The sequence below is a fragment of the Mycobacterium sp. genome (assembly GCF_035603715.1).
GTDB lineage: Bacteria > Actinomycetota > Actinomycetes > Mycobacteriales > Mycobacteriaceae > Mycobacterium.
On sequence record NZ_DATNJW010000456.1, the window covers coordinates 1 to 7810 of the forward strand.

Genomic DNA, 7810 nt, shown 5'->3' on the forward strand with positions numbered 1-7810 from the left:
CACTCTGGAGAAGTGGAACCTGGGTTACGACGTTCTCAGCCAACGTAATTCCGGGATCATCCTGGTTCGGGTGTCGGGCTACGGGCAGACCGGTCCAGACGCGCACAAGGCCGGATACGCCTCGGTGGCCGAGGCGGCCAGCGGGCTGCGGCACCTGAATGGCTTCCCGGGTGGACCGCCCCCGCGGCTGGCGTTGTCACTGGGCGACAGCCTGGCCGGAATGTTCGGGGCGCAGGGAGCGCTGGCCGCGCTGTACCGGCGCAGCGTCACCGGTCGCGGCCAGGTGGTCGACGTGGCACTCAACGAATCATGCTTGGCAGTACAGGAATCCACGATCCCGGATTTCGACGTCGGCGGGGTGGTGCGAGGTCCGTCCGGCACCCGGCTGGAGGGCATCGCACCCTCGAACATCTATCGCAGCGCCGACGGCTCATGGGTGGTGATCGCCGCCAACCAGAACACCGTGTTCGCCCGGCTGTGCCGCGCGATGGGACGCCCGGAGCTGGCCACCGACGAGCGGTTCGCCACCCACGTCGCGCGCGGACGCAACCAAGACGAGCTCGACAAAATCATCGGCGATTGGGCAGCCGAACGTGAACCCGACGACATCATCGAAACCCTCAGCGCCGCAGGCGTGATCTCTGGTCCGATCAACACCGTCGCCGACGTGGTCAACGATCCTCAGCTGCGGGCCCGCGGCATGCTCGTGGAGCATCACGACGAACGCCTCGGCCGGCCGGTGCTGGGCCCGGGAATAACGCCGCAGCTGTCCGAATCGCCGGGCAGCGTCCGCAATGCCGGCTCGGCACGACCGGGACAGCACAACGACGACGTCTACATCGGCCTGCTCGGTAAGAGCGTCGACGAACTCGAGAAGCTGCGTGCCGAGGAGGTGCTATGAGGACCCACGTCGACATCCGCGAGGTGGCGTTGCGCGACGGGTTGCAGATCGAGAAGCCAATCTCGTTGTCGGCCAAGCTGGAACTGTTGGCAGCCGTCGCCGCCACCGGCGTGCGCGAGGTGGAGGCCACCGCGTTCGTGTCCCCATCGAAGGTGCCGTCGATGGCCGATGCCGCCGAGCTTGCCGCCGAACTGCGCCACTACCCCGACATCGAATTCTCGGCGCTGGTCGCCAGCCCCAACGGCGCCAAGCGGGCTGTCGCCGCCGGGCTGCGTTCGATCGAATACGTGGTGGCGGCCAGCGACGCGTTCAGCAAAGCCAACGTCGGACGCGGCAGTGCCGAGGCGACCGATCAGATCGGCGAGATCGTCGCCATCGCCCACGACAGCGATGTCACGGTCGAGGTCATCGTCGCCACGGCGTGGGATTGCCCCTTCGACGGACCAACGCCGCCGCGGCGGGTTCTCGACATCGCCGCGGCCGCAAGCGATCGCGGCGTCGACCGATTTTGCATCGCCGACACGATCGGCACGACCACGCCGGGCCGGGTGCGCTCGCTGATCGCCCAACTGCGCCCGGTTCTCGGTGAGCTGCCATTGGGCGGGCATTTCCACAACACCCGCGGCGCCGGGCTGGCCAGCGCATACGCGGCGGTCGAGTCGGGAGTTACCCGGTTGGACGCCTCGGTCGGCGGGCTTGGCGGTTGTCCGTTCGCGCCCGGCGCCACCGGCAACATCGCCACCGAGGACCTGGTGTACCTGCTGCGCGACAGCGACATCGACGTCGACATCGACCTGCCCGCCGCCATCGCTGCGGCCGGCGTCGCGAAGTCGGTTGTCGGCCACGACTTGCCCAGTGCCCTACTACGTGCCGGTGACCGGATGCAGCGCTGATGCCGACCGCAGTCGTGACTACGAAGGGCCGCCAGACCCGGGCTGCCCTCGAGCAGGCCGCCCGAAAGCTGTTCGCCGAGCGCGGCTTCCACGGCACCACGCTGGCCGACATCACCTCTGCTGCCGGCAAGTCCGCCGCGGTGTTCTATCGGTACTTCGACGACAAAGAGGACCTCCTTGCCGCGCTTGCGGAGTCGTTTCTGCACGAGGTACTGACGCCATCCGGGCTGAATCTGCATCTGCCCGACTCCCCCGGTGACGACGCGTTCTTCACGTCGGTGGTGACCGGCTACTGGAACATGTTCAAGCAGAACATCGGCATCATGATCGCGATCGCACAACTGGCCGCCACCCAGCAACGGTTCGCCGCCGTTCAGAACGAATTTCGTCGATTCGGGATGGACATCGTCGCCGCCTCGGTGCGACATGTGCAGCAGCACGGCTACGCGTCCGACCTCAACCCCGAACACATCGCGGCTGCCATCGCTCTGCTGTTCGAGAACTTCACCACGGTGTTCGTCGGACGCTCCGGTCTGGGCATGGAGATGAGCGACGAAGACGCTATCGCTACCCTCGCGACGGTGTGGAAGAAAACCCTGTACGGTATCTAAGGAGATCACTGTGGATTTCACGCTGCCCGAACATCTTCCGGGTCTACTGGCCGACATGGATGCGTTCATCGAACGCGAGATCGTCCCGCTGCAGGCGGAGAACATGCAGTACTTCGACCAGCGTCGCGAGCATGCCCGCACCGACTGGGACAACGACGGCATCCCCACTCGGGAATGGGAAGACCTGCTCTCGGAGATGCGGCGACGGGCGGACAAAGCCGGCTGGCTGCGCTACGGGCTACCGGCATCGCTGGGCGGCCGCGACGGCACCAATCTCGACATGGCGGTGATTCGGGAGCATCTGGCGCACAAGGGCCTTGGGCTACACAACGACCTGCAGAACGAGTCGTCGATCGTCGGGAACTTTCCGCAGGTGATCATGATGGAACGCTTCGGTTCCGACGAGCAACGCGCCGCATGGTCCGAGGCGCTGATCACCGGGGAACGCTCGATGGCGTTCGGGCTCACCGAACCACTGCACGGCTCCGATGCGACCTGGCTGGAAACCCACGCAAAATCCGATGGTGACGACTGGATCATCAACGGCGCCAAGAGATTCAACACCGGCGTGCACCGCGCCACCCACGATCTGATCTTCGCTCGCACGTCCGGCGAACCGGGACAGGCCCAGGGCATCACCGCTTTCCTGGTGCCCACCGACACGCCAGGCTTCCAGGTCCCGTACTACTGGTGGACGTTCAACATGCCCACCGATCACGGCGAAGTCGAACTGACCGACGTGCGGGTGCCCGCCGACGCGGTGCTCGGCGAGGTCGATCGCGGTCTGGAGGTAGCACAGACATTCCTGCACGAAAACCGCATTCGCCAAGCCGCCAGCAGCCTGGGCGCGGCTCAGTACTGCATCGACCGCGCCGCCGAATATGCCGGCAAACGAAAGGTCTTCGGCAAGGCGCTGTCGGCCAACCAGGCCGTGCAATGGCCGCTGGCCGAACTGCAAACCGAAGCGCAGATGGTGCGGCTGCTGGTCCAGTACGCGGCCTGGCACCTCGACCGCAACCACCACATGGAAGTGTCGGACAAGGTGTCGATGGCCAACTATCGCGCCAACCGGCTGGTGTGCGACGCCGCCGATCGTGCAATGCAGATCTTCGGTGGCCTCGGTTACAGCCGCCACGAGCCGTTCGAGCACATCTATCGCCACCACCGGCGCTACCGGATCACCGAGGGCGCCGAAGAGATCCAAATCCGCCGAGTTGCCCAGCGCCTGTTCAAGTTCGGCCGCAAGTGAGCGTCGCGGACGAACTGGCACCGAGACTTGCCGCGGTGCTGGAGCCTGCGCTCGGCCCGGGCACCGCGATCGAAGATCTGCGCACGCTGACCGGCGGAGCCAGCAGAACAACCTGGGCGTTCAATGCCACCACGGGCGAGCAGCGACGTGCGCTGATCCTGCGCACCGGGCCGCCCGACGAGGTGCACGCCGGCATGGAACTGGAAGCCCGCGCTCAACGCGCCGCGGCCGCCGCCGGCGCGCCGGTCCCCCACATCGTCATCGCCGACGATTCCATTGCGGCCCTTGGCAATCCGTTCCTGATCTGCGATGCGATCGCTGGCGAGACCATCGTCCGTCGCATCCAGCGTCAGCTGGATGACCCAGGCCGTCGACGACTGCTGAGTCAGTGCGCCGAAGCGCTGGTCGCGATCCACCGCGCCGACCCAAACCTGCCCGGCATCAGTGCCGACGATCAGATGGCCGCCTGGCGCGACGAGCTGGACGCCATCGGTGACACCACCGCCACGTTCGAGTGGGCGTTCCGGTGGCTGGCCGACAACCGGCCGGCGCCCTCGCCACCGCGTCTGGTGCACGGCGACTTCCGGATGGGCAACCTCATCGTCGATAAATCCGATCTGGCGGCCGTGCTGGATTGGGAGCTGGTGCACGTCGGTGAGATCTACGAAGACCTGGCCTGGTTCTGCATCCGGGCCTGGCGGTTCGGCGCACCGTTGGACCTCGCGGCCGGTGGTCTGGGCAGTATCGAGGATTTCCTTGATGACTACGAAAAAGCCGGGGGCGCCGCGGTCGACCGGTCTGCATTTCACTGGTGGCTGGTGCAGGCCACTTTGCGCTGGGGTGTCATCTGCCGCTACCAGGCCGAACGCCACCTCAGCGGACAAACTCCGTCCGTGGAACTCGCGACCATCGGTCGTCGCGTCTGCGAGACGGAATGGGACTTGCTCAACTTGCTCGATAACGCGGTCGCGCATGCCGGTTGAGCGCCTAGGGTTGTGCTGTGGTTACACCTGATCAGGCAATCGACGCAATTCGCTCAACCGGCGGGGCGCAACCCGGCAGTCGGGCCCTGCACGCCAAGGGGAAGCTCTACCGCGGCACCTTCACCGCCACCCCCGAGGCTGCCGCGCTCTCCCGTGCCGCGCATCTCAGCGGCGCGGCGGTACCCGCGCTGATCCGGTTCTCCAGCGGCTCGGGCAATCCGCAGCAACCGGACAACGCGCCCGGCGTGCGCGGGTTGGCGGTGAAATTCACGCTTCCAGACGGGTCGACGACCGATGTGTCCACCCAGACCGCGAAACTGTTCCCGGCCAGCACCCCCGACGGCTTCATCTCGCTGCTGCGGGCGTCGCGTCCCGGTCCGACCGCCCCGCTGCGACTCATCGGATACATCGCCACCCATCCGCGCTTTGTCAAGGCGCTGCCGGTCGTCAAGGAAGCGAACAAGGTGCCGGCAAGCTACGCCACCGTGTCCTACCACGGTCTGCATGCGTTCCGCTGGATCTCCGCCGACGGCAGCGACCGATTTGTGCGCTATCACCTGCAGCCGTCAGCAAGCGAGGAGTTCCTTTCGCCGGACGTCGCGAAGAGCAAGGGCGCGGACTTCTTGATCGACGAACTCGACAAACGCATTGCGGCCCAGCCGGTTCGGTTCGAATACCAGGTTCAGATCGCCGCGCACGGCGACTCGACCGTCGACCCGTCCAAACCCTGGCAGAGCACTCAAACCGTCACCGTCGGCACCATCGAGATCACCGGCGTCGAGACAGAACGAGAGCACGGCGGCGACATCGTCGTATTCGACCCGATGCGCGTCACCGACGGCATCGAGGCCTCCGACGACCCGGTCCTGCGGTTCCGCACGCTGGCGTACTCCGCCTCGGTGAAGCTGCGCACGGGCGTCGAGCGAGGTCCCGAAGCGCCCGCGATCTGATGACCTCCGCGCACGGTCGCCCCACCGCCGCGGAACTCATCGCCGCGGTGGCGGAATTCCTGGAGACCGATGTGCGGGAGTCAACCGCGGGCCAAGTCAACTTCCATTCCCGGGTCGCGGCCAACGCGCTGCGCATGGTCGAGCGAGAACTGCTCGGCGACGCTGAAGCAGCCGACGACGTCGCGGGGGCACTGGCCCGCGTCGGGTGCGTCGATGAAGCTCAACTGGCTGCTGCCATCCGGGCCGGCGACCTCGACGGGGCCGACGACCACGTGCGATCGGCGCTGCGGGCGCTGGTCGGCCGCCGGCTGGCCGCCGCGCACCCCGGTTACCAGGACGAGTAGGGAGAATCGCCATGCCCGCTGCCCAGATCGTCGTCGACTTGGCCGATGAACTCTTCGCGGCCATCGAGCGCGGCGACGAGGCGCGACTGGTTGAGCTCTTCGACGACGACATCGCGGTGTGGCGGGCCGGCGGGCGCCGCGACGACGACAAGCAGCGGGCGCTGAAGGTCTTGCGGTGGTTCATCGGCGTCACCGCCGAGCGCAGCTACGAGATCCTCGACCGGCAGCTGTTCCCCGACGGCTTCGTGCAACAGCACGTCCTGCACGCGACCGGCACCAACGGCGGATCGATCGCTTTGCGGGTGTGCATCGTTATCAAGTTGAGTGTCTCTTCGGGTTCTCATGCCCTGATCAGACGTATCGATGAGTATTTCGACCCGGCGGAGCTCGCGCCGATAATGAGCTAGCCGACAACGGAGGGAGCGCCCATGACCAACGTCGACACACTGCTGAACGATCCGGACACCGCCGGGGTGTGGAGCCTGGATCCCGACCGCTCAACCGTTAACTTCAAGATCAAGAACTTCTGGGGCCTGATCAACGTCAAAGGCCACTTCACCGGCGTCAGCGGCGACGGCCAGGTCACCGGTAAAGGCGCGATCTTCGGGCGCCTCGATATTGCGGTCGCCTCGTTGCGCACCGGCATCGGTAAGCGCGACGAGCATCTGCGATCGGCCGATTTCTTCGACGCCGACCGCTATCCGGACATCAGCGTGGTGGTGACCGCCGTCGAGCCCGGCACCGGCAACGACGCCGCCCTGCGGGCCACGTTCAGCATCAAGGGGGTCACGGCGGAGGTGCCGTTGCCGGTCCACGTCAGTGCGCTCGCCGACGGCTCGGTGCAGGTGTCTGCGAAAACCGAGATCGACCGCGACCAGTTCGATGTCAGCTGGAACCGGCTGGGCATGGTCGCGAAGACGGCGACGGTGTCGGCCGACGCGTACTTCGTGCGGGCGCCGCGGTAACTGTCGCCGGGCAGTACGATCTGGACCGTGTCTGCCACCAATCCCCTGCGGATTCTCGTGTACAGCGACAACGCCAACACCCGACAGGCCGTCATGACGGCGTTGGGTAAGCGAGTGCATCCGGACCTGCCGGAGCTGAGCTATATCGAGGTCGCGACCGGGCCGGTCGTGATCCAGCAGGTGGACGCGGGCGGCATCGATCTGGCCATTCTGGATGGCGAGGCGAGCCCCGAAGGCGGCATGGGGATCGCCAAGCAGCTCAAAGACGAAATCGACCAGGGACCGCCGATTGTGGTGTTGACCGGCCGACAAGACGACGCCTGGCTGGCCAGCTGGTCACAGGCCGAGGGTGCGGTCCCCCACCCCATCGATCCGATCCGGCTCAGCCGGACCGTGCTCGAGTTGCTGCGCACCCCGGTGCAGTAGCTGGTCACCCGGCCCAGAAAGCGCACACGGCCCAGCCGCTCACCGGGGCTCAACGGCTCGCCACGACTCTCCCGAAAATGAGCCAAATCGCTTAGTGTTCTTGACAATTGGCAGTCGTCACCCGGTCGGGCCGTTGCCATCTGTTTCGCGGTGTTCACCGTCCGTCCAGCTGTGGTTGAGGTCACAACTAACCTGCTGAGCGCAGGACCGCACACGGTCGCTAGGCTGTGGTTGCGCTCACAGTCCAGCCCTTCGACCAGAGTGAGGAAGCGTCGTCGCGAGATGAATCTCTACCTACCCATTCTCGTACTCGGAGGGATCGCCGCAGCCTTTGCGCTCGGCTCGGTCGCACTCGGCCAACTCACCGGCCCGAAGCGGTTCAACCGCGCCAAGCTGGAGGCCTACGAATGCGGCATCGAGCCCAGCGACCAGCCGGCTAACGCACCGCACGCCGGCAGCGGACAGCGGTTCCCGGTGAAGTACTACCT

At 66.2% G+C, this 7810-nt stretch carries 11 protein-coding genes; all 11 read left to right on the top strand.

What is annotated here, in order from left to right:
* The coding region (locus VN856_RS18825) for a CoA transferase (protein WP_325691749.1) at positions 1-901 on the top strand (901 nt) is incomplete at its 5' end.
* Complete coding sequence (locus VN856_RS18830) at positions 898-1794, top strand: hydroxymethylglutaryl-CoA lyase (protein ID WP_325691751.1); 897 nt, start codon at positions 898-900, stop codon at positions 1792-1794. The genes VN856_RS18825 and VN856_RS18830, both read left to right, overlap by 4 nt.
* Entirely contained in the window at positions 1794-2405 is a 612-nt protein-coding gene (locus VN856_RS18835) for a TetR/AcrR family transcriptional regulator (protein ID WP_325691753.1), read from the top strand. The genes VN856_RS18830 and VN856_RS18835 overlap by 1 nt, the downstream gene beginning before the upstream one ends.
* 10 nt (positions 2406-2415) lie before the next feature.
* A complete protein-coding gene (locus tag VN856_RS18840; RefSeq protein ID WP_325691755.1) occupies positions 2416-3654 on the top strand; it encodes an acyl-CoA dehydrogenase family protein in 1239 nt (412 codons plus the stop codon).
* The gene (locus VN856_RS18845; RefSeq protein ID WP_414686999.1) at positions 3651-4637 is read left to right on the top strand and encodes a phosphotransferase family protein; all 987 of its coding nucleotides are present in this window, start codon (positions 3651-3653) and stop codon (positions 4635-4637) included. The genes VN856_RS18840 and VN856_RS18845 overlap by 4 nt, the downstream gene beginning before the upstream one ends.
* Positions 4638-4654: 17 nt before the next feature.
* A complete protein-coding gene (locus tag VN856_RS18850; RefSeq protein ID WP_325691757.1) occupies positions 4655-5587 on the top strand; it encodes a catalase family peroxidase in 933 nt (310 codons plus the stop codon).
* Complete coding sequence (locus tag VN856_RS18855; RefSeq protein ID WP_325691758.1) at positions 5587-5931, top strand: DUF6285 domain-containing protein; 345 nt, start codon at positions 5587-5589, stop codon at positions 5929-5931. Before VN856_RS18850 ends, VN856_RS18855 begins: the two co-directional genes overlap by 1 nt.
* An 11-nt stretch (positions 5932-5942) precedes the next feature.
* The gene (locus VN856_RS18860) at positions 5943-6338 is read left to right on the top strand and encodes a nuclear transport factor 2 family protein (protein ID WP_325691760.1); all 396 of its coding nucleotides are present in this window, start codon (positions 5943-5945) and stop codon (positions 6336-6338) included.
* A 21-nt stretch (positions 6339-6359) separates the two neighbouring features.
* Positions 6360-6896, top strand: a complete 537-nt coding sequence (locus VN856_RS18865; protein ID WP_325691762.1) for a YceI family protein — start codon at positions 6360-6362, stop codon at positions 6894-6896.
* Positions 6897-6923: 27 nt separating this feature from the next.
* Complete coding sequence (locus tag VN856_RS18870; protein ID WP_325691764.1) at positions 6924-7322, top strand: hypothetical protein; 399 nt, start codon at positions 6924-6926, stop codon at positions 7320-7322.
* Positions 7323-7604: 282 nt separating this feature from the next.
* On the top strand, positions 7605-7810 hold a 206-nt coding region (gene ndhC / locus VN856_RS18875), incomplete at its 3' end, for an NADH-quinone oxidoreductase subunit A (protein ID WP_325691765.1).